The 20,980-nt window shown below is 64.5% G+C and carries 17 protein-coding genes and 1 tRNA gene; 14 read left to right on the forward strand and 4 right to left on the reverse strand.

Annotation, left to right across the window (positions count from 1 at the left end; all coding sequences use genetic code 11):
- Together AC1D34_RS10410 and AC1D34_RS10415 are read left to right on the forward strand one after the other, a co-directional pair.
- Positions 1-1,085, forward strand: a 1,085-nt coding sequence (locus AC1D34_RS10410) for an aldehyde dehydrogenase family protein (protein WP_476824190.1), incomplete at its 5' end; no start/stop codon positions are given.
- Between the two features lie 204 nt (positions 1,086-1,289).
- Positions 1,290-2,513, forward strand: a complete 1,224-nt coding sequence (locus AC1D34_RS10415) for an MFS transporter (RefSeq protein WP_476824191.1) — start codon at positions 1,290-1,292, stop codon at positions 2,511-2,513.
- Here the strand turns inward: AC1D34_RS10415 and AC1D34_RS10420 are convergent, their stop codons facing one another.
- Positions 2,514-2,936: a VOC family protein gene (locus AC1D34_RS10420; RefSeq protein ID WP_476824192.1), complete on the reverse strand. Its 423-nt coding sequence runs from the start codon at positions 2,934-2,936 to the stop codon at positions 2,514-2,516.
- A 257-nt stretch (positions 2,937-3,193) separates the two neighbouring features.
- Between AC1D34_RS10420 and AC1D34_RS10425 the strand changes: the two genes are divergently transcribed.
- From AC1D34_RS10425 to AC1D34_RS10450, 6 genes are all read left to right on the forward strand, one after another.
- Entirely contained in the window at positions 3,194-3,604 is a 411-nt protein-coding gene (locus AC1D34_RS10425; RefSeq protein ID WP_476824193.1) for an acyl-CoA thioesterase, read from the forward strand.
- 129 nt (positions 3,605-3,733) lie between these two features.
- A complete protein-coding gene (locus tag AC1D34_RS10430; RefSeq protein WP_476824194.1) occupies positions 3,734-5,092 on the forward strand; it encodes a TadE/TadG family type IV pilus assembly protein in 1,359 nt (452 codons plus the stop codon).
- A 269-nt stretch (positions 5,093-5,361) separates the two neighbouring features.
- Entirely contained in the window at positions 5,362-7,767 is a 2,406-nt protein-coding gene (locus AC1D34_RS10435; protein WP_476824195.1) for a methyl-accepting chemotaxis protein, read from the forward strand.
- A gap of 118 nt (positions 7,768-7,885) precedes the next feature.
- A tRNA-Ile gene (locus AC1D34_RS10440) sits at positions 7,886-7,961 on the forward strand.
- 142 nt (positions 7,962-8,103) lie between these two features.
- A complete protein-coding gene (locus tag AC1D34_RS10445; RefSeq protein WP_441489375.1) occupies positions 8,104-8,748 on the forward strand; it encodes a DUF47 domain-containing protein in 645 nt (214 codons plus the stop codon).
- 12 nt (positions 8,749-8,760) lie between these two features.
- On the forward strand, positions 8,761-9,774 hold the full coding sequence (locus tag AC1D34_RS10450; RefSeq protein WP_476824196.1) for an inorganic phosphate transporter: 1,014 nt from the start codon (positions 8,761-8,763) through the stop codon (positions 9,772-9,774).
- A gap of 53 nt (positions 9,775-9,827) precedes the next feature.
- On the opposite strand, the gene AC1D34_RS10455 is transcribed toward AC1D34_RS10450, so the two are convergent.
- Together AC1D34_RS10455 and AC1D34_RS10460 are read right to left on the reverse strand one after the other, a co-directional pair.
- A complete protein-coding gene (locus AC1D34_RS10455) occupies positions 9,828-10,262 on the reverse strand; it encodes an NUDIX hydrolase (RefSeq protein WP_441489374.1) in 435 nt (144 codons plus the stop codon).
- A gap of 278 nt (positions 10,263-10,540) precedes the next feature.
- Positions 10,541-11,344, reverse strand: a complete 804-nt coding sequence (locus tag AC1D34_RS10460) for an IclR family transcriptional regulator (protein WP_476824197.1) — start codon at positions 11,342-11,344, stop codon at positions 10,541-10,543.
- Positions 11,345-11,573: 229 nt separating this feature from the next.
- Here AC1D34_RS10460 and AC1D34_RS10465 point away from each other — a divergent pair, with 229 nt between their 5' ends.
- The 6 genes from AC1D34_RS10465 to AC1D34_RS10490 all read left to right on the forward strand — a co-directional run bounded on the left by AC1D34_RS10465 (position 11,574) and on the right by AC1D34_RS10490 (position 19,148).
- Positions 11,574-13,130, forward strand: coding sequence for an ABC transporter substrate-binding protein (locus AC1D34_RS10465; protein WP_476824198.1), 1,557 nt, complete (start codon positions 11,574-11,576; stop codon positions 13,128-13,130).
- Positions 13,131-13,292: 162 nt separating this feature from the next.
- Entirely contained in the window at positions 13,293-14,270 is a 978-nt protein-coding gene (locus AC1D34_RS10470; RefSeq protein ID WP_476824199.1) for an ABC transporter permease, read from the forward strand.
- Positions 14,267-15,103, forward strand: a complete 837-nt coding sequence (locus tag AC1D34_RS10475; protein WP_476824200.1) for an ABC transporter permease — start codon at positions 14,267-14,269, stop codon at positions 15,101-15,103. The genes AC1D34_RS10470 and AC1D34_RS10475 overlap by 4 nt, the downstream gene beginning before the upstream one ends.
- A complete protein-coding gene (locus tag AC1D34_RS10480) occupies positions 15,103-16,710 on the forward strand; it encodes an ABC transporter ATP-binding protein (protein ID WP_476824201.1) in 1,608 nt (535 codons plus the stop codon). Before AC1D34_RS10475 ends, AC1D34_RS10480 begins: the two co-directional genes overlap by 1 nt.
- Positions 16,711-16,868: 158 nt before the next feature.
- Positions 16,869-18,158 (forward strand): ArgE/DapE family deacylase, encoded by a 1,290-nt coding sequence (locus AC1D34_RS10485; protein ID WP_476824202.1) that lies wholly within the window; start codon positions 16,869-16,871, stop codon positions 18,156-18,158.
- A 90-nt stretch (positions 18,159-18,248) separates the two neighbouring features.
- Positions 18,249-19,148 carry a DMT family transporter gene (locus tag AC1D34_RS10490; RefSeq protein WP_476824203.1) on the forward strand — a complete coding sequence of 300 codons (900 nt, stop codon included), beginning with the start codon at positions 18,249-18,251 and terminating at the stop codon, positions 19,146-19,148.
- Here the strand turns inward: AC1D34_RS10490 and AC1D34_RS10495 are convergent.
- Positions 19,140-20,918, reverse strand: coding sequence for an SLC13 family permease (locus AC1D34_RS10495; RefSeq protein WP_476824204.1), 1,779 nt, complete (start codon positions 20,916-20,918; stop codon positions 19,140-19,142). The genes AC1D34_RS10490 and AC1D34_RS10495 overlap by 9 nt on opposite strands.
- Positions 20,919-20,980 lie beyond the last annotated feature (62 nt).

Here is a 20,980-nt window from a genome sequence, read left to right on the forward strand (position 1 = left end):
ATTTTGCCGGGCGCGAGGTTCCGATGGGCCTCTCGGCGGCGGGAGCGGGCCGCTGGGCTTTCACCACCAAGGAGCCGATCGGGATCGTCGCCGCAATCTCGGCCTTCAACCATCCGCTGAACCTGATCGTGCATCAGGTCGCTCCGGCGATCGCCGTCGGCTGTCCGGTGATCATCAAGCCGGCCGGCCCGACGCCGCTGTCCTGCCGCGACTTCGTGGCCCTCGTTCACGAAGCCGGCTTGCCGGAGGCTTGGTGCCAGAGCTTCATTCCTGAGAGCAATACGCTCGCCGAGAAATTGGCGACAGATGGGCGCATCGGTTTCCTGAGCTTCATCGGCTCGGCGAAGGTCGGCTGGTATCTGCACAGCAAGCTTGCCCATGGCGCACGTTCGGCGCTGGAGCATGGCGGAGCGGCACCCGCGATCGTCGATCGCAGCGCCGATCTCGACCGGATCATCGAGCCGGTCGTCAAGGGCGGCTACTATCATGCAGGGCAGGTCTGCGTGTCGACGCAGCGCATCTTCGTGCATGAGGACATCGCTGCGGCGTTCACCGAACGCTTGATCGCGCGGGTCGCGAAGCTGCGTGTCGGGGATCCGACGCTTGCCGATACCGAAGTCGGACCGCTGATCCATCCCCGCGAGGCCGACCGGATCGCCTCATGGGTCGAGGAGGCCGTGAGCGGTGGGGCGAAGCTCGCAGTCGGCGGCGGCCGCATCTCGGAAACGACCCTGCAGCCGACCGTGCTGCTTGACCCGTCCACTGAGGCAAAGGTCTCGCGCGAAGAGGTCTTCGGGCCTGTGACCTGCGTCTATCGCTACCGGCGGCTCGATGACGCGATCGCACAGGCGAATTCGCTCCCGGTCGCGTTCCAGGCCAGCGTCTTCGCGCAGGATGTCGATGTCGCGATGCGGGCTGCCGACCGCCTCGATGCTTCCGCGGTGATGATCAACGACCCGACCGCCTTCCGGACCGACTGGATGCCTTTCGCAGGCCGGCGCGAGTCCGGCTACGGCATTGGCGGCATTCCCTTCACCATGCGTGAGATGGCGCAGGAGAAGATGATCATGATGCGGCGTCCGTAGCCTGGTCCGCGGGCGAACCGAGGTCTCGCGGGCCGACGGATAGGCACCCCGCGCGCCGTCTGCCTTTGGCACGCCAGAACTGCCGCGTCGCGCTGCGGACGCCGTGCCCCACTGCGGCCGGCGCGCTTGCCGCGCGGGTTCGCGGTGCCTAATCATCGCCGCGTCATAAGAGAGCCGTTCTCCGAAATCGGCCGGCGAGGAAACATGTCTCTCCAGCACGTGCGCTACGCACCTGATTCCTCCTATGCCTGGCTGCGGCTGGCGATGGCGCTGCTCGTCGGCACCGTCGCCTGCGTCGGTACCTGGTCGGTGGTCGTTGTGCTTCCCTCCGTTCAGGCTGAGTTCGGCACGGCCCGGGCGGGCGCTTCGCTGCCCTACACCGCTGTCATGCTCGGTTTCGGCGTCGGCAATATCCTGATGGGCCGGATCGCCGATCGTTACGGCATCGTCGTTCCGATCGTGATGGGTGGGGTCTTCCTCGGTGCGGGCTATGTGCTTGCGGGGCTTGCCGGCACGCTCTGGCAATTCGCGCTCGCCCACGGCCTGCTGATCGGGATCGGCGGCGCTGCGGGGTTCTCGCCTCTGATCGCCGATCTCTCGCACTGGTTCCGCAAGCATCGCGGGCTCGCCGTGGTCTTCGGCGCATCCGGCAGCTATCTCGCGGGCGTGATCTGGCCCCAGGTGATCACCTGGGGTTTGCAGAACCATGGCTGGCGCGCCACGCATATCGGCATCGGCCTGACGGCGCTGGTGGTTCTGGTGCCGCTTTCCCTGTTCTTCCGCAGGCGCCCAGCCGCCGAAACGCTGGCAGCGGCCGAGGCTTCGAGTGCCGGGGCTCGCGGCGATCTCGGCCTTTCCGCGAACCAGCTTCAGTTGCTGCTGTCGGTCGCCGGCTTCGCCTGCTGCGTCGCAATGGCGATGCCGCAGGTCCATATCGTCGCCTATTGCGGCGACCTTGGTTACGGCGTCGCGCGTGGCGCCGAAATGCTCTCGTTGATGCTGCTGCTCGGCATCGTCAGCCGCATCGGTTCCGGCTTCGTCTCTGACAGGATCGGCGGAGCGGCAACCCTGGCGCTTGGCTCGGTGATGCAGGGTGTTGCGCTCTTCCTCTATCTCTTCTTCGACGGGCTGACCTCGCTCTACATCGTCACCGGCATCTTTGGCCTGTTCCAGGGCGGGATCGTGCCGATGTATGCGGTGATCATCCGCGAATACCTGCCGGCCAAGGAGGCCGGAGTGCGGATCGGCATCGTGATGTCGGCGACGATTCTCGGCATGGCCTTCGGCGGCTATATCTCCGGGCTGATCTACGACCTCTTTGCCTCCTACAGGGTTGCCTTCCTGAACGGGCTGGCCTGGAACCTGATCAACCTCGCCGTGGTCTCCTGGCTGATGCTGCGGGCAAGGCCGCGGCTGCAGCCAGCCTGATCACCCCGCCATCGGTCCCGGCCGATAGGTGCCGAAGCACCAGACATGCCCCTCCGGATCCTTGCAGATGAAGTCGCGGCTGCCATAGGGCTGGTCGGTCGGCTCCATGCAGATGTCGGCACCGGCCTTGCGGGCGCGCTCGCACCGGGCATCGATATCGTCGGTTGCGATATAGGGCGAGGCTGTGGTGCCACCGAGCTCAGCCGGGCGTGAAACCAGCTTGCCGAAGGGATTGTTGTCGGCAGAGCCGAGCATCACGAAGCTCTCGCCCATGCGAAGCTCGCCATGGAGCAGCGTCTTGCCGTTGTCCGAGTAATACGCGGCGTGCTTCTCGAAGCCGAAGGCCTTGATCAGCCAGTCATACATGCGCGGAGCATCGGCATAGCGCAGCGAAGTGCAAATCATGGCGGGTGGTCTCGTCATGGCGTCCTCCTCAGCGACTGATCATAGCGCAGGAGCGCGGGCCGATGTCTCTGCGTTCCATGGATCGTCAGCGCCGCAGGGAGCCTCTCGGGCAGCAGGTCGGCGGTTACTCTCAAAGGGCGATATCGGAAGGATCTTCGCCGGCGCCTGCGCAATTGTCTCGAGGCTGTTCGTGGGGATTGCCACGGGCTTCGCGCTGGCGCCGATGCTGCGTCGTGTGCTCCATTCCCTCCATGTCGGAAAGGGAAGGAGCTGAGATGAATGAGCCAGGCCTGAAGCCGGACGAGGAGCCGTTGGGCGATTTGACGGTTCGCACCATCGCCATGCCCGCCGATACCAATGCCAATGGCGACATCTTCGGCGGCTGGGTGATGTCTCGGATGGATTCGGCAGGTGGAATCGCGGGCGTCGATCGGTCACAGGGCAGGGTGGTGACGATCGCGGTCGAAGCCATGACTTTCATCCGCCCGGTCAAGGTCGGCGATGTACTCAGCGTCTACACCCATGTCGAATCCGTTGGCCGGACCTCGATGAAGATCCATGTCGAGGCCTGGGCGAAGCGCTTTCGGACGACCCTGCACGAGAAGGTCACCGATGCGACCTTCACCTTCGTTGCGATCGACGAAGAGGGCCGTCCGCGGCCGGTGCCACCGCTTCCGGGCGCATGAGCGCCTGATCGCTGCAAGAAATGGCGATTGCGCTAATGGATTCTTCACTGCTCCGTGAGGTCGCCCGAAACAATTAACGCTTGTGACAGGTGGGGATGGTTTGCTCCCTCAAACCCTGGGGCCACCATCATGTCGCTTCGCTCAAACCGTCTTGCCGCCGCGCTCAAGGACCTCATCCATCGTGAGAACGGTGGCGTTTTGATCATGTTCGGCCTGACCGCGCCGGTGCTGATTGGCCTGACTTTTGCGCTCATCGACTATAATCGCGCCTCGACGACCAGGCTCGCCCTCCAGACTGGTCTGGATTCCGCCGCTCTGTATATCGCCCGCTCCGATGCGACGAGCGGGGCCGAAATTCAGCGACTCGGCATGGCGATGCTGCGCGCGAATATGGACAACGCAAAATACGGCAAACTGACATCTGCGAATTTTCGAATGGACGCGCAGCAGCGCGTAATAGCTACGGCGGAAGCGACGGTTCCTGTTTCAATCATGGCGCTGTTGGGGAAAGAGAACATTCCCGTCGGGGCCAAGGCCGAAGTGGTGCGGTCATCGAACAGCATTGAAGTTGGTCTGGCACTCGACGTGACCGGGTCGATGAAGGGGCAAGACCTCATCGATCTCAAGAGCGCGGCTAAGGATTTGATCGATCTCGTCGTAAAGGATCAGCAAACGCCCTATTACTCGAAGGTGGCTCTCGTTCCTTACTCCATGGCCGTGAATGTTGGTTCCTATGCGACTCAAGTTAGAGGGAGTTACAAGGCGGGGACTTCGACGACTCCTGGCTCTGATTATTACGAATTCAGGCGATATTCTGACAATAAACTTACGTCTCAAAGGATTAGCACGTGTGTTACAGAGAGGCCTGGAGGGTATGCGTATACTGACGCCTCTCCATCGGTAGCTTTGCTGGGCCGAAATTATCCCGGATCTGGAAATCCGTGTCTGGGCAGTACAATTCTGCCGCTCTCGTCGGACCGAACGATCCTGAAGGGCAAGATTGACAGCTACGTCGCCGAGGGATCCACGGCGGGGCACATTGGGCTGGCCTGGGCCTGGTATATGGTCTCTCCGAATTTCGGCGGCCTGTGGTCGGGCGCCAGCAAGCCGGCTGATTACGGCACGCGCGAGTTGCTGAAGGTTGTCGTCCTGATGACGGACGGAGCCTTCAACACGCCCTATTACAACGGAGTTATTGCGAAGGATGCAGGCACTGGGAGTGGCTCAGATGCAGAGAAGATCAATGCCAATGCATCCAACGGCAGTTCTGTGAGCCAAGCAACCAAACTCTGCGAAAATATGAAAACGGCCGGCGTGATCGTCTATACCGTAGGCTTGGGTGTCGGTTCCGATGCTACCGCCAACAAGATGCTGACCGATTGCGCCACCAGCACCAAGCATGTCTATTTCCCGTCGAGCGGCACGACCTTGAAGGACGCCTTTCGTGCAATCGGGCAGGAAATCAACTCGCTGCGCATTGCGCGTTGAGTTTTCCTCGGCGCGGGCGAACTGCTTAACGATTTCTGAATCGACCGCTCCGTCGGGCGATTCAGAACAGGGCGCTCACTTAAGCGTTTTTTAAGCGCATGTCCCCGATCCTAGGGCTCAAGAAGCCTAACTCTAAGGGCTGACCTAAAGAGAGCTGGGGAACTGTTCATGCCTGATCAACGAGGCTCCTGCCGAGCCCCGCTGTCTGCGTCGCGGTTTCCTTCCTGAGGCCCCGCCGTCGCGCGCTGCATGCATCCCGGAGAACGACTATGAAGAAGGTCAAGAAGCCCACGCGGCAGCGCACGCCGCTGCGCGTCGGCATTGCCGCGCGCATCTATGCCGCGCTCGGCATTCTGACCGTATTGACGATCGTCGCATCCGCGGTCGCCTGGTTTTCCTATGGCCGGGTGAACCAGACGGTCAACGACATGATCGAGAACAAGATGCCGGTGGTCGAGTTGGCACTCGAGCTCTCGCAGGCAGCGACGAAATCCACGGCACTCGCCGCGCGCTTCAGCGAAGTCCAGAATGCCAAGGAACGGTCCGAGCTGACGGGGGAGCTCGATCTCATTGAAGCCAAGCAGTTCGAGCTGCTGCGCAAGATCTCCGATCGCGGACAGGACAAGGCAAAGGCCCAGAAGGCGATCGATGAGCTCTCGCGGCAGATCAACGATCTCAACGACCTGACGGGGCAGAGGCTGCGCAACGCCAGCGAGGCGCAGATCGCGGTCGAGACACTCGGGAAGGCTCGGGAGGACTTCGTCAGGGCCGTCGGCACCGAGGCTGAGGAAGCGAAATTCAATCTCGCCTATGGCATCGAGAATGCGGCAAATCTGTCGGGCGACGAACTGACCTCAGCGCTGAAAGCCCTTGCCGGCCGCGACTTCACGGCCTTTGACTTGGCCAGGAGCCTGCAGGCCGATGTCAGCGAACTCGGCGGCATCCTGCGCGAGATCGCCCAGATCAGCGACAGCTCGCAGCTCGGAACCGCGCGCGAGCGCTTCCAGGCGATTGCCAAGCTTGTCCGCACCGGCCTTGCCGATGCCGAGGAGATCGTGCCGAACCAGGGCCGCGTGCGCTCGGTCAATGCGATCCTCAACGTCGCCGAAGGCAGCAGCGGCCTGTTCGACGTGCGCGACCGCGACATCGTGACTCAGGGGGCTATTCGCGCCGGCCTATCGGACCTCAATCGCGCGGCTGAAGTGGTGCGCCGCGAGGTCGAGACGCTGGTCAAGGCGGCCCGTGACGAGGCGCATTCCGCGGGCACGTCGACCGGCAACCTGATCGAGGACAGCAAGTGGTGGCTCGGCGCAATCGGCCTCGGCTCGCTGCTCGTCGCGCTGGCGCTCTCGCTCTTCTATGTCCGCCCGATGATCGTCGGCCGTCTCAACAAGCTGTGGACGGCGACACGGGCCATTGCCGATGGGCAGCTGGACGCAACCGTCGAGACCAAGGGCAATGACGAGATCTCGGACATTGCGCGCAGCGTGCTGCTGTTCCGCGACAATGCCTTGGCGCTGCGAGCCGCCGAAGCTGCGAAGATCGAGGACGAGGCCCTGGCGCAGCAGCGCCGTCGTGAGATGATGCAGGAGCTGGGGGAAGCCTTCGGCCAGGTGGTCGAGGCAGCAGCAGCCGGCGACTTCAGCCGCCGCGTCTCGGCAAGCTTCGCCGATGCCGAGCTCAACGCGCTTGCGGGTTCCGTCAATGCCCTGCTCGAAACCGTCCAGGCTGGGCTCTCGGAAACCTGCGAAGTGCTGGCCGAACTGTCGGCTGGCCAGCTCTCGACCCGGGTCGAGGGCAGCTATCACGGCGCTTTCGCCGAGCTCAAGGATGGCGCCAACGGCCTCGCCGAAGAGTTCGAAAGCACGCTCGCGCGGCTTTCGGATACGGTTTCGGCCGTGCGCAGTGCGACGAGCGAGATTCTCGACGGGGTCACCGACCTCGCCGAGCGTACGACGGAAGAAAGCAACGCTGTCTCGATGGCGACCAATCAGCTCGGCGCCTTTGCGGGCACCGTGAAGAAGACGGCTGACGAAGCCTCGCAGGCCATGGGCATGGCCGAGAGCGCCGAGCAGCGTGCCCAGCAGGGCGAAAAGGTTGTCGCCTCGGCGCTGGACGCGATGCGTCGCATCCGCGCGTCGTCCGACAAGATCTCGGAAGTCATCTCGATGATCGACGAGATCGCCTTCCAGACCAACCTGCTGGCGCTCAATGCGGCAGTGGAGGCGGCGCGCGCCGGCGACAGCGGTCGCGGTTTCGCGGTCGTCGCGGCCGAGGTGCGCAGTCTCGCCAAGCGCTCGGCGGATGCCTCGAACGACGTCAAGCGCCTGGTCGAGGCCGCGCATGGCGATGTCGCGGTCGGTGTCGGTCTCGTCGAGGAGACCTCGGCGATGTTCGAGAGCATCGTGTCCTCGGTCAACGATCTCTCCGGACTGATGAACGGCATCTCGCAAACGGCGCGAAGCCAGGCGAGCGACGTATCCGCCATCAACAACGAGATCGACGGCATCGGTACGATGGCGCATCAGAATGCTGCGCTGGTCGAGGAGACGAATGCCGCGCTCGCGCTGACGGATGAGCAGACCCGCGCGCTGACCGAGCATATCGGGCGCTTCCAGTTCCGCGAGGGGCACGTCGCCGGGCACGGCGGGGCGTCGGTCGCCCGGGCAGCCTGAGCGCTTCCCCTCATCCACCCTGGCAACGGCCCCGCTCGCGAGACGCAGCGGGCCGTTTCCGTTTGCGGTCCGTGCTGGGGTCTTGCGGGACAGAAGGCGAGGGTGTTAGGCGAAGAGCGGGCCGGTAGCTCAACGGATAGAGCTCGCTGCTCATAACAGCGCCGGTGCCGGTTCGAATCCGGCCCGGCCCACCAATCCCTCTCAATCGCCTTGCAATCTACCGCCGCCCGCGGAATCACTCCGCCAGGACAATCATGCGATCGGGCATGCCGCTTTACAGCGATATACCAACCGCCTATCGCGATTGTGACGGATCGATGACATAACGAGGCGCCGATGCTCGGCTGGTTTCAGAAGCTCCTGCCCAAGGAGCCCAAGTTCTTCGACCTGTTCGAGAGCCATTCCAGGACATTGGTGGCAGGTGCCGCGGCCCTGAACGGCCTGCTCAGGGGCGAAACCCCGGTGGAGGCAGGTTGCACCGAGGTGCTTTTCCAGGAAAATCGCGCTGACGAGATCGCCGCGGAGGTGATGCTGGAAGTCGGCCGCACCTTCATCACGCCCTTCGACCGTGGCGATATCGAGGAGCTGATCGGTTCGATGGACGATGCCATCGACCAGATGCAGAAGACCGTAAAGGCGATCACGCTGTTCGAGGTTACGAGCTTCGAGCCCTGCATGAAGGAACTCGGGGCGGTCATCGTCCAGGCGTCCGAGCGCGTCGTCGTGCTGCTGCCGATGCTGCGCGACATCAAGAAACATGCGATTTCGATCGGCGCACTCGCCAAGGATATCCGGGCCATCGAGGAGCGATCCGACGAACTGCACGACCAGGGCCTGAAGGCGTTGTTCAAGGCGCACCAGACTTCGGACACGATGGGTTTCATCGTCGGCGCAGAGATCTACGACCATCTCGAGAAGGTGGTGGACCGTTTCGAGGATGTCGCCAAGCGCGTCAGCCGTATCGTCCTCGAACATCTCTAGGCGGTTGGCCCGGTGGATTTCTCAAGCGTCGCCTTTGCCCTGGTCTTCCTGATCGCGGTCGCGCTTCTGTTCGATTTCCTGAACGGACTTCACGATGCGGCCAATTCTATCGCGACCATCGTCTCGACCAGGGTTCTGGCGCCGCGCTGGGCGGTGTTCTGGGCTGCCTTCTTCAATTTCATCGCGTTCCTGTTCTTCGGCCTGCATGTCGCCGAGACCGTCGGGTCCGGCATTGTCCAGACCGCCATCGTCGATGACCGTGTCATCTTCGGTGCCCTGACCGGCGCCATCGTCTGGAATGTCGTCACCTGGATTGCAGGCATTCCGTCGAGTTCGTCGCATGCACTGATCGGCGGACTGGTCGGGGCCGGGCTGAGCAAGGCTGGCTTCTCGTCGATCGTCTGGTGGGGGCTCGGCAAGACCTTCGTCGCGATTTTCATGTCTCCGGCCATCGGCTTCGCCCTGGCGCTGGTCCTCGTCCTGATCGTCTCTTGGCTGTTCCTGCGCGTGGCCCCTATCAAGGTCGACAGCACCTTCCGGCTGCTGCAGTTCGTTTCGGCTTCGCTCTACTCGCTCGGACACGGGGCGAATGATGCGCAGAAGACGATGGGCATCATTGCGGTGCTGCTGTTCTCGCATGGCATGATGGGCGAGACGTTCTMGGTGCCGTTCTGGGTCGTCATCTCCTGCCAGGCGGCCATGGCATTCGGCACGCTCTGTGGAGGTTGGCGGATCGTTCACACCATGGGCTCGAAGATCACCCGGCTTTCACCCCAGCAAGGTTTCTGCGCGGAGACGGGCGGCGCGATCACGCTGTTCATGGCGACCTATCTCGGCATCCCCGTCTCGACGACGCATACGATCACGGGCGCGATCATCGGCGTCGGCGCCGCCCGGCGCGTGACGGCCGTGCGATGGGGGGTGGCTCGCGGCATCGTCTTCGCCTGGATCGTGACGATGCCGATGGCAGGACTGATCTCGGCTATAGCCTATTTTGTCTCCGGCCTGTTCCTGACCGGGCGGTGACCGGGGTCAGGCGCCGCCGAGGGGCGCTGAGTCTGCGCAACCCGCGACGTCGGTCAATTCAACTTCAGCGCGCGGATCGCAGCCTTCAGGCCGGGCTCGTCGACAATCTCGGCAGCATCTTCAAGCGTGAACCAGTGCGAAAGCCGCTGATTGTGCTCGGCCCATTTTTCAAGCCGACGCTCGACGTCAAGAATATAGAGCGCCACCTTGCAGAGAACGAAGTGGTCGCTCATCCGCTTCCAATAGATGTAGCGCCCCGCGGGCTTCTTGTGGGCCTTGCCGATCACGCCGGCTTCTTCGCGCGCTTCGATCGCCGCAGCCTCATGGTTCTTCTTGCCCTTGATGGGCCAGCCCTTGGGAACGATCCATCGCCGCGTCGTGCGTGTCGTGACCAGGAGAAGCTCCGGCTCCCCCGTCGGCGATCGGCGGATGGGGAGCGCGGCGATCTGCGAGCGCGGCTTCCCCAATCCTGACTTCGCCTTCTTCATCGAAACCTGTGCCCTCCCATCCGTAAACAGAACCTATGTTAGAAAGCCGGCAAATCAATATCGAATAGCCGTCCAACGCCTTCAAGGCCGTGGATTGACCGCCTCAGCGGTGATGGCCATGCTTCATTGCAGCGAAATGAACGCTCGAAGCCCTTGAGAGCCCGAGCGTCGGCTCCAGTCGGCAAGCGCGCTCGCCGATTAGCGGGTTCGTCGCGCGCCTTGCGTCCCATACAGGAATCAGCTGCCTTTCCCTAGCCTGCTGCTTAGGCAGGCGTCGATCAGGCGGGGAGAAGGCGTGCCCCGATGCGCATTGCAGCGTCCTGCAAGGCATCGAGATGCGCTGGGTGCCCTTCAGGTGCGACGATCGAGGTCAGCGACGAGATGCTGAGTGCGCCGGCAAGCGCGCCGCTGCGGTCGAAGATCGGTACGCCGACGCCAGTCAAGCCAATGAAGAAGTCGTCGGCGGCCAGCTCCCAGCCTTGAGCGCGAATACGATCAGCCTCATGCCAGAGCAGGTCGGGGTCCGTCTGGCTTGCCGGCGCGCGCTTTGGCAGTTCCAGGGCCAGTGCCTGTCGCCGCTGCGCCTCGTCGAGATAGGCCAGGATCACCCGTGGGCCGCCGCCGCAGTTCAGCGGCGCCTGAGCACCGACCGCGAACCATGTCGCATCGACATGCGGCAGTGAGGCGCGCACGCGGTCCACGCAGAGTGCGCGGCCCGAGATATGAACCCATAGGAACGAGGTCGCGCCGGTCTTCTCGGCGATCTCGGTCAGATAGGGGCCGGCCACATCCCGAAGCTCGCGCCCGGTCGTGACGGCGCTGCCGAGTTCGATCAGCCCGACCGCCAATGCATAGGTCTGCGAGCGTTCGTCGTGCTCGACCAGTTCGTTGAGCTGCAATGTCTGCAGCAGCCGCCGCGTCGTGCCCTTGTCGAGTCCGACCTGGCGAGCGAGTTCGCTCAGCCCGAGGCGCGGTTGCTCGGGGCGGAAGGCGCGGAGCAGGGCAATGGCCCGGTCGAGCGCCCTGACGATCGGGACGCCCGGCGGAAGTTTCGCGGTCCGGCTGTCGCCTGCGCTGTTCATCGGCCCTCTCGCAGCGCCAATCGCCTGAACTTTCATCGTGTCGTCTAATAACACGCCATGTCAGTCATTGACACGAATTTTGACTCTGGCTTTCAATGGCGCGGAGCTTGCTAATCGGCACATGTTCGGGTGCGATCCCGCCAGGCCGCGATGCCAGTCGAAAAGAGAGGCCGTACCCGGTGCGCTCGCGCAGCTGCCGGAACCGGCACAGGGGAACGGGAGAACAACGATGACCGGATTGAGACTTGGCCTGGCGCTTGCCGCTTCAGTGCTCGCGCTCGGGGCAGCCACCGCGCAGGAACCGAAGAAGGGGGGCACCGTGCATGTCGTGGTGCAACCCGAGCCTCCGATGCTGATGCAGGGGCTGAACCAGAACGGCCCGACCAACATGGTCGCCGGCAATATCTACGAGTCGCTGCTGCGCTACGATGAGAAGCTCAATCCGCAGCCATCGCTCGCCAAGAGCTGGGAGATTTCTCCTGACGCGAAGGTCTACACCTTCAAGCTCCAGGAGGGCGTGACCTGGCATGACGGCAAGCCCTTCACGGCGGACGACGTCGTGTTCACCCTCGACAAGTTCCTGCGCGAGGTTCATCCGCGCTGGCGGCCGATCGTCAACGCTCAGGTCGAGAAAATCGAGAAGGTCGACGATCTCACGGTCAAGATCACACTGAAGCAGCCCTTCGGCCCGATGATCATGACCCAGGAAGTCGCTTCGGCGCCGATGATCCCGAAACACATCTATGACGGCACGGATTATCGGGCGAATCCGGCGAACAACACGCCAATCGGCACCGGTCCGTTCAAGCTGAAGGAGTGGAAGAAGGGCTCCTATATCCACCTCGTCAAGAACGAGAACTATTGGCTGAAGGGCAAGCCGAACCTCGACGAGATCTACTGGCAGATCATCCCGGATGCGGCTGCGCGGGCGGTCGCCTATGAGACCGGCAAGGTCGACGTGCTGACCGGCGGCTCCGTCGATGTCTACGACGTGGCGCGGCTCTCGAAGCTGCCCAATACCTGCGTGACGACCAAGGGCTGGGAGATGTTCGCCCCGCATGCCTGGCTGACGCCGAATGTGCGCAACGGCATCCTCGGCAACAAGCAGTTCCGCCAGGGCCTGATGTACGCGATCGATCGCGAATTCGGGAAGGATGTGGTCTGGGGCGGGCTCGGCAAGCTGCCGACAGGGCCGATCTCGTCGAAGACCCGCTTCTACTCGTCCGACGTGCCGACATATGCTTTCGATCCGGCGAAGGCGAAGGAGCTGATCAAGGCGTCTGGCTACAAGGGCGAGACGATCAAGCTGCTCAACCTGCCCTATGGCGAGACCTGGAGCCGTTGGTCCGAGGCGATCAAGCAGAATCTCGAGGATGTCGGGGTCAAGATTCAGATCGAGAACACCGACGTGCCCGGTTGGACCCAGAAGGCCAGCAACTGGGACTTCGATCTGAATTTCAACTTCCTCTACCAGCTCGGCGATCCGGCGATGGGTGTGGCGCGCAGCTACATCTCGAGCAACATCGCCAAGGGTAATCCCTTCGCCAATGTCGGCGGGTATTCGAACCCGGAGGTCGACAAGCTCTTCGCCGAGGCGGCCGTCGCGCCGACAGATGCGCAGCGCCAGGAGCTGTATACCAAGGTGCAGAAGCTGCTGGCAGACGAGCTGCCGGTACTTTGGCTGCTCGAGATGGACTTCCCGACGATCTATCGCTGCAACGTCAAGAACCTCGTCACCACCGGCATTGGCGTGGATGACGGCTTCCGCGACGCCTGGAAGGAGTGAGGCCATTGCGGTCCCGGACGTCGCGCCGCGGCGATCCGGGACGACATGACGCCACTACTCTGTGACGCGCCTCTTCCTGAAGACCATCCCGGGTTTGAGCGTGCTCCTTTCGGGGAGACGCGGACCGGTCATCTTGCCCGTCCGTAGCGCCGAAGGATTTTGATGAACCTCGCTCAATTTCTCGCGGGCCGGCTGGTGAAGGGGATCGTCGTCCTCTTCGCCATCGCGATCCTGAATTTCTTCCTGATCCGCGCCGCACCGGGCGATCCCGCGCAGGTTCTGGCGGGAGAGGCCGGCGCGGCCGATGCGGTGCTGCTCGAGCAGTTGCGGGCGCGCTTTGGCCTCGACCAGCCGCTGATCCAACAGCTCTGGATCTATCTCAAAGGCTATGCCTCGCTCGATCTCGGTTTCAGCTATCGCCAGCAGAGGCCCGTGCTCGAGCTGATCCTGGACCGACTGCCCGCGACCCTGCTGCTGACCGGCGCAGCCTTTCTCGTCTCGCTGGGGTTGGGCGTCTTGATGGGCGCGCTTGCGGCGCGGCGTGCCGGGCGCTGGCAGGACACCGTCATCACCACGCTCGCCCTCGTCTTCTACGCGACACCGCTCTTCTGGATCGCGCTGATGAGCCAGATCGTCTTCTCGCTGAAGCTCGGCCTCGTGCCGAATGTCGGCTTCGAGACGATCGGCGCGAACTATACCGGCCTCGCTCGGGCGCTCGATATCGCGCAGCRTCTCTTCCTGCCGGCGCTGACGCTCGGATTGTTCTTCACGGCGCTCTACGCGCGAATGATGCGGGCCTCTATGCTGGAAATTGCCGGCGCTGATTTCGTCAAGACGGCGCGCGCGAAGGGGCTTTCACCCGGGGTCGTCTCGCGCCGGCATGTCGCGCGCAACGCCATCCTTCCGGTCGTGACGCTGGCTGGCCTGCAGGCGGGCCAGCTCGTCGGCGGGGCCGTGCTCACCGAGACGGTCTTCGCCTGGCCCGGCATCGGCCGCTTGATGTTCGACGCCCTGGTGCAGCGCGATTACTCGGTGCTGCTCGGGGTCTTCTTCGTCTCGTCGGCCATGGTCGTCGGCTTCAATATCCTCACGGACCTGGTCTACCGGCTGGCCGATCCGCGCATCGAGGCGACATCATGAGCTTCCTCAAGCGTTTCGCGCGCAATCGCGGCGCGGTGGTCGGGTTGGTCATCCTGCTCGTCGTCATCGTCTTCGCATTGCTGGCGCCGTCGCTCTTTCCGCAATCGCCATGGCGCACGGTCGGCCGTCCGTTCCTTGCACCCTTCGTCATGGAGCGCTTCCCGCTCGGCACAGATACGCTGGGGCGCAACATCGCTGCAGGGCTGGTGCATGGCGCGCGGGTCTCGTTGATGATCGGTGTGGTCTCGACCCTGGTCGCGCTGCTGATCGGCGTGCCGCTCGGCGCAGTCGCGGGGTATGCGGGCGGTTTCGTCGATGATGCGCTGATGCGCTTCACCGAGTTCTTCCAGACGATCCCGAGCTTCGCACTCGCCATCGTCATGGTCGCGATCCTGCAGCCGCAGCTCGGTTCGATCGTGCTCGCGATCGGGGTGGTCAGCTGGCCGCCCGTGGCGCGGCTGGTGCGTGGCGAGGTCCTGTCGCTGAAGACGCGCGAATATGTGCAGGCTGCCGTGACGATCGGCCAGTCGACGCCGCGCATCATCTTCAGCCAAGTGCTGCCCAACACCATCGCGCCGATTATCGTGATGGGCTCGCTGATGATCGGCTCGGCGATCCTGCTCGAATCCTCGCTCTCCTTCCTCGGGCTGGGCGACCCCAACCTGATGAGCTGGGGCTATATGGTCGGTGCTGGGCGCACTCGCCTGATCGATGCCTGGTGGATCAGCTTCTTCCCCGGGCTTGCGATCTTCCTCACGGTTCTTGCGCTCAATCTTGCCGGCGAGGGGCTGAACGACGCGCTGAACCCGCGTCTGGCGCGGGGGAGGGAGTGATGACGACGCCCGTTCTCTCCATCGAGGGCTTGAAGCTTGCTCTCCCGGCACTCGCCGACCGCGCCTTCGCGGTCGAGGATGTCTCCTTGACCATCGCTCCCGGTGAAACGCTCTGCGTCGTCGGCGAATCCGGCTCCGGCAAGTCGATGATCGCGCATGCGGTGATGGGGCTGCTGCCGAAGGCGGTGAAGCCCGCTGCGGGCGCGATCCGCCTTGCGGGGCGTAATCTGCTGGCGCTCGACGAGGCTGCGATGCAGGACGTGCGCGGCCGTGAGGTCGGCATGATCTTCCAGGAGCCGATGACCTCGCTCAACCCGGTGATGCGGGTGGCCGACCAGATCATCGAGACGTTCGAGGCGCATGGCTTGCACAGCAATGCCGAGCGCCATGCCCGTGCGCTCGCGTTGCTGACGGAGGTCGGCCTGCCCGACCCCGAACGCCTGGCCAAGGCCTATCCGCATGAGCTCTCCGGCGGCCAGCGTCAGCGCGTGATGATTGCGATGGCGCTCGCGCTCGAGCCCAAGCTCCTGATCGCCGACGAGCCCACCACCGCGCTCGACGTGACCACGCAGGCGCAGATCCTGAAGCTGATCGACAATCTGCGCCGCAAGCATGGAACGGCGGTGCTCTTCATCACCCATGATTTCGGCGTCGTTGCCGAGATTGCCGATCGCATCGCGGTGCTGCAGCAGGGCAAGCTGGTCGAGGAGGGCACGGCCGACGCCGTGCTGTCGCAACCGAGGCACGACTACACGAAGCGGCTGCTCGCGGCCGTGCCGTCGATGACGCCGCCGGAGCGCCCGCCGATCGCCGCGACCGTGCCTGTGCTGAGCGTCGAGAAACTCGGCAAGGTCTATCGCAAGCGCAGCTTCTTCCGGCCCGGGCGCGAGGTGAAGGCTGCCGACGATATCAGCTTCACCTTGGCTCGCGGCGAAACGCTTGGGCTGGTTGGCGAATCCGGGTCGGGCAAGTCGACGGTCGGGCGCTGTTGCCTCAGGCTGATCGAGCCCGATGGCGGGCGGATCGCCCTGGGAGACCTCGTCCTGAGTGATCTCGGTCCGGCCGCGCTGCGCGAGCATCGCAAGCGCATCCAGATGGTCTTCCAGGATCCGTTCGCCTCGCTCAATCCGCGCCAGACGGTAGGGCGGATCATCTCGGACGGGCCGGTGGCCCATGGCACGCCGCGCGCGCAGGCGCTCGGGCGGGCAAGGGAACTGCTTGAGCTCGTCGGCCTCTCGGCCAATGCGATAGACCGCTACCCGCATGAATTCTCGGGCGGCCAGCGCCAGCGCATCGGCATCGCCCGCGCGCTCGCGCTCGAGCCCGACGTGCTGGTCGCGGACGAGGCAGTCTCGGCGCTCGACGTCTCGGTCCAGGCTCAGATCCTGACGCTGATCAAGGATATCCAGCAGCGGCTCGGCCTGGCGATCCTGTTCGTCACACACGACCTGCGCGTGGCTGCGCAGATCTGCGACCGCATCGCCGTGATGCAGTGCGGGCGTATCGTCGAGACCGGCCCGACGGCTGCGCTCTTCGCCAATCCGCAGCATGACTACACGCGCCAACTGCTCGCCGCCGTGCCCGGCGCCCGCCGCTTCGCGCTGTGACGCAGCCTTGCCGGCCATTGCCTCATCGTCCTGGTCGGGCCTGTCCCGACCATCCATCTCCACACCTGCCATCCGCGTCGCAAGGCGCTGATGCTCGGCACAAGGCCGAGCATGACGGCGAGCACCTGCTTGCCGCCTAACCGACCGGAGACCTGCCCATGCCTCTCGATCCCGCGCTTCGCGACCGCATCCTTGCCTCAGTGGAGGCCGGCTTTGCCGCGCAAATCGCCTTCACCCAGGAGATGATCCGCTTCGGCTCGCTGCGCGGGCAGGAACACGCGGTGCAGGATTTCGTCTTCCGGGCGCTGAAGGGGCGTGGCTTCACGATGGACCGCTTCGGAATGGATCGGGAAGCGATCGCGGCTCATCCCGGTGGTGCGCCGTTCTCCGATGAGCATTCGGATGCGCCGATCGTCGTCGGCATCCATCACCCGCGCGAGGAAAAGGGGCGCTCCCTGATCCTGCAGGCGCATGTCGATGTCGTGCCGACCGGGCCGGAAACGTTCTGGATGCATCGGCCCTTCGACCCGGTGATCGAGGGAGATTGGCTCTATGGCCGTGGTGGCGCGGACATGAAGGCTGGTCATGCCGCCAACCTGTTCTGCCTCGACGCGCTCCGGCGCATCGGCCTGCAGCCGGCGGCCACGGTCTACGTGCAGTCGGTGGTCGAGGAGGAATCGACCGGTAACGGCGCGCTGATGACGCATCTGCGCGGCTACAAGGCCGATGCGGTGCTGATCCCCGAGCCTGAGGAGGAAATGCTGGTGCGCGCCAATACCGGTGTGCTCTGGTTCCAGATCGAGGTGCGTGGCGTGCCGATGCATGTGCGCGAGATGGGCGCGGGCGCGAACGCGATCGACGGGGCCTATCGCGTCATCGGGGCGCTGCGGAAGCTCGAGGAGGAACTCAACGCGGAGAAGGCCGGGCGCGAGCATTTCGAGGACGCCGCCCATCCGATCAACCTGAATATCGGCAAGATCGAGGGCGGCGACTGGGCCTCCTCCGTGCCGTGCTGGTGCAGGATCGACTGCCGCATCGGACTCTATCCCGGCGTCAGCGCCGAGGAGTTGGCGAAGCGGATCGAGGCCTGCGTGCTGACGCATGCGCGCGGCGATTCGTTCCTTGCCAACAATCCGCCGAGCGTGACCTTCAACGGCTTCTATTCGGAAGGCTATGTGCTCGAACCCGGCAGCGAAGCGGAGGCCGTGCTCGGCCGGGCGCATCAGGGCGCGACCGGCAAACCACTGAAGAGCTTCATGACGGCGGGCTATCTCGATACCCGCGTCTATGCGCTCTACGACAAGATTCCGGCGCTATGCTATGGCCCGATCTCGGAGAACATCCACGCTTTCGACGAGCGGGTCAGCCTCGCCTCGCTGAAGCGCATCACCGGAACCATGGCCCTGTTCGTGGCCGAATGGTGCGGCGTCGAGAGCGTCCCGGAGTGACGCCGCGCGGCGGCCGGGGTGATAAACGTGCATCGGCTCCTGCGCGATTTGGCATGACGATGGCGCCGCCGGTTCGGCCATAGTCACGCCATGTCGCAAACCCCTGGCCGTTCGCTTCTGCTCGTTCCGCTGCTCGGTCTGCTCTGGGGCTTCAACTGGCCGGCTGTCCGCATCGCGCTGACCGAGATCGCGCCCTGGACGCTCCGGGCCGGCGGCATGAGCTTTGCGGGGCTGGCTCTGGTCGCCATAGGGCTCGCACGTGGACAGTCTCTGGCGGTGCCCAGAGGCCAACGGCTGAGGCTGGCGATTGCCGGCTTCCTTTCGATTGCCGCCTTCAACGTATTGCTTGCCTTCGCACAGCTCGCCGCGCCGACCTCGCGGGCGGCGATCCTGACCTTCACCATGCCGATCTGGGCGACATTGCTCGCACGGTTCGTCCTTGCCGAGCCCTTTGACCGAAGGCGCCTGCTCGGCCTCGGCCTCGGCGGTGCGGGATTGCTGTGCCTCGGCCTGCCATTGCTCGCCAGCGGCTCGTTCTCCATCGGCCTGCTCTACGCGCTGATCGCCAGCGTGAGCTGGGCCCTGGGCACGATCGTCACCAAGCGCTGGCCGGTTTCGGCGCCGGCACTGACCATCGCCGCGTGGCAGCTGCTGATCGGCGGCGTTGTCGCCGGGATCGGCATGCTGGTCTTCGAGGGCCTGCCCGTTCCCAAGATGCTGGGGGCACGGACCTTCGCCGCGTTGACCTTCCATATCCTGGGAGCACAGGCGCTGGCCTATTTCCTGTGGTTCACGGTGATCGCGCGGCTGCCCGCGGGCATTGCCAGCCTTGGCACGCTGATGGTGCCGGCCGTCGGCGTTCTGGGTTCCGTGCTGCTGCTCGGCGAGCGACCGACGCCGAGCGACTGGCTCGGCCTCGTGCTGGTGGTCGCCGCATCCGGGACCATCATGCTGCCGCAGCGGCGGCGCGGGGCCAAAGCCCTATCGTAGCGGCCAGACCAGCATGATCAGCGGCACACCGAGCAGGATCACCAGCAGCGACAGCGGCGCGCCAAGCCGGGCGTAGTCGCCGAAGCGATACCCTCCCGGACCCATCACCAGCGTGTTGCACTGGTGGCCGATCGGCGTGAGGAAGTCGCAGGCCGMATCGATCGCCACCGCCATCAGGAAGGCATCGGGGCTGTAACCGAGGCTCTTCGCAAAGCTCGCGCCGATCGGGGCCATGACCAGCACTGTCGCAGCGTTGTTCAGGAAGGGCGTGACCGCCATGGCAGAGACGAGAATCAGCGCCACCGCGCCCCAGCCGGGAAGGTGCATGCCGACACTCGCGAGCCAGCCGGCGAGCAGATCCGTGGTTCCAGTCGAGCGCAAAGTGTCGCTGACCGGGATCAGGGCCGCCAGCATGACGAGGATGGGCCATTCGATCGAATCATAGGCGTCGCGCGGCGAGATCGCTCGGAAGGTGACGAGCAGCGCGGCTGCCGCAAAGAACGCGACCGAAACCGGGACGAGGTTGAAGGCGATCGCGATCACGGTCGCAAGCAGGATCGCGCCGGTAACCCAGCCCCTGCGGGCACTGCCGAGCGTCAGCGCGCGTTCCGCGAGCGGCATCAGGCCCAGTTCGCGCATTCGCTCCGGCAGGATCTTCTCGTCGCCCTGGAGGACGACGACATCGCCCGTGCGCAGGGTGATGTTGCGCAGGCGTTCCCGGAAGCGCTCGCCCGAGCGGCTCACCGCGAGCAGATTGACGCGATAGCGCTCGTGGAGCTCGATTTCGCCAACGGAGCGTCCCGTCAGCAATGAGACGGGGCCGACGATCGCCTCGCTCACGGTGATCTGATCGAGCGCGCCCGTGCTATGGGTCGGGCGCTGGTCGGCATCGAGTTGCAGGCCGCCCTGCGCGACCACGCGCTCGAGCGCCTTGGGCTCGCCGCGCAGCAACAGGATATCGCCGGGACGCAGGCCGGCATCTGGGAACGGGGCGGACAGCCGCGTCTTGGAGCGCAGGATGGCGACGACATCGACCTCACCCTCCGCATTGGCCTTGAGCTCGGAGATGGTTTTGCCGGCAAGCGCCGAGCGCTGGGGAACTTGAACCTCGGTGACATAGTCGGAGATGTCGAGCGCCTGTTCGAGCGAGGCTGCGCCTTGCCGGTCGCGCGGCAGCAGGCGGTAGCCCACGCATAGAAACAGGCAGCCGGCGAGCGCGAGACCGAGGCCGACCGGCGCAAAGTCGAACATCTCGAAGGGACGGCCGGTCAGTTCCTCGCGGACGCGGGCGACGATGATGTTCGGCGAGGTGCCGACCAGCGTGACGATGCCGCCGAGCAGCGAGGCGAAGGCCATCGGCATCAGGAAGATGGATGGCGATTTTCCGCCCTTCCGGGCGAGCTGGTAGGCGATCGGCAGCATCATCGCGAGCGCACCGATATTCTTGATGATCGCCGACATCACCGCGACCGAGAACACGAGCAGCGAGATCTGCATCTGTGTCGAGCGGACATAGGGCGCAACATGGCTGAGTGCGCGCTCGATGATGCCGGAGCGCGCGACCGCTGCGCTGACCACGAGCGCGCTGCCGACAATGATGACGATATCGTCGGAAAAGCCCTTGAAGGCGTCCTTGGCCGGTACGAGGCCCAGAGCCAGCGCGGCGAGGAGTGCCAGCGCCGCGACGACATCATAGCGGAGGCGGCCCCAGACGAAGAGCGCCATCATCGTGGTGATGACGGCGATGGAGAGCGATTGATCGAGAGTCATGCAATCCCTGGAGGCCGCGCCGGGCCGGCGCCTTGTCCAACCTCCACTTCAGCGGATCGTTC

The sequence above is a fragment of the Allobosea sp. P1_A7 genome, from assembly GCF_056406775.1.